At 51.6% G+C, this 891-nt stretch carries 2 protein-coding genes; both read right to left on the minus strand.

Features of this window, described 5'->3' with window-relative positions; all coding sequences use genetic code 11:
* Window positions 1-410, minus strand: a 410-nt coding sequence (locus tag ACVRRC_RS21975; protein ID WP_472997573.1) for an ASCH domain-containing protein, incomplete at its 3' end; no start/stop codon positions are given.
* Between the two features lie 37 nt (window positions 411-447).
* Window positions 448-837, minus strand: a complete 390-nt coding sequence (locus ACVRRC_RS21980; RefSeq protein ID WP_472533523.1) for a hypothetical protein — start codon at window positions 835-837, stop codon at window positions 448-450.
* Window positions 838-891 lie beyond the last annotated feature (54 nt).

The raw sequence follows: 891 nt of genomic DNA on the forward strand, positions 1-891 counted from the left end.
TCATTAGGCACTAGCAGGTTGAATACCGCATGTGGACGAAGGCCCGTCTCGAAAAAGCTCAGGCGGCCACGGATAGACACAGGTTTCAGCGTTTTGGCATCCACCAGCGTGAAGCCTTTCGGACCGAAGAACCACGGAGAATCGCTTTCTTCGACACAGTCAGTGATAGTGGCTACGCCGACAATAGCACCGTAAGAAAAATACTTTCTTTCAGGCAACATCAGAGAATGGCCGAATTTGGCGCGCAGGATTTCCTTCGCCTTTTCCATATCGGCCTTGGATGCCAGTTGCGCACTGGCGTGAATGAGCACCGGCCCGCGCTGGTGGGTGTTCCAGCTGCGGTTTTCTATGTCCTTGTGACCGTGAGTGATCAGCCATGCCCACGGTTGGCGGATAGATAATGCCTTCATGCTTTGGTGTCCTTGGCTTCAGAGAGTTTAGTGGAACTCAAAATGGCTTTGACCACGGTTTGCGCGATAAATGATCTACCCAGATTACAGGCTGGTTAACGTTGGCTATGTTTTTCAGTATTGCGGCTCGGCAGGAGTTCCATCCATTGACGTAATGCCGAGTATCATTCCATGATGTTTGTACATTTTCGTAAGCCTGCTCTACGGTCATTTCCAACGGAATGAGGTTGAAGCCGTCCAGCCCTGCTGGCGCAGGCGGGGCGATGGCTGTTTGGCTTGTTTTAGCACGCTGCGCGGCATCAATTACTTCATCAGCCCAATCGCGGTCGAACCCTGGCATAGTAGGCAGAGAAGCCACAACATCAGACGGCAGCGAGTCGATGTAGTCGCGCATTGCAATGACAACTTCCAAAAGTTCGTTTTTCATGTTGGGTCCTTATCGCGCTGGTGGCGCATAAATTAGTGATGGATTGAGTGGCTG

The sequence above is a fragment of the Stutzerimonas sp. LR2 genome (assembly GCF_055755175.1).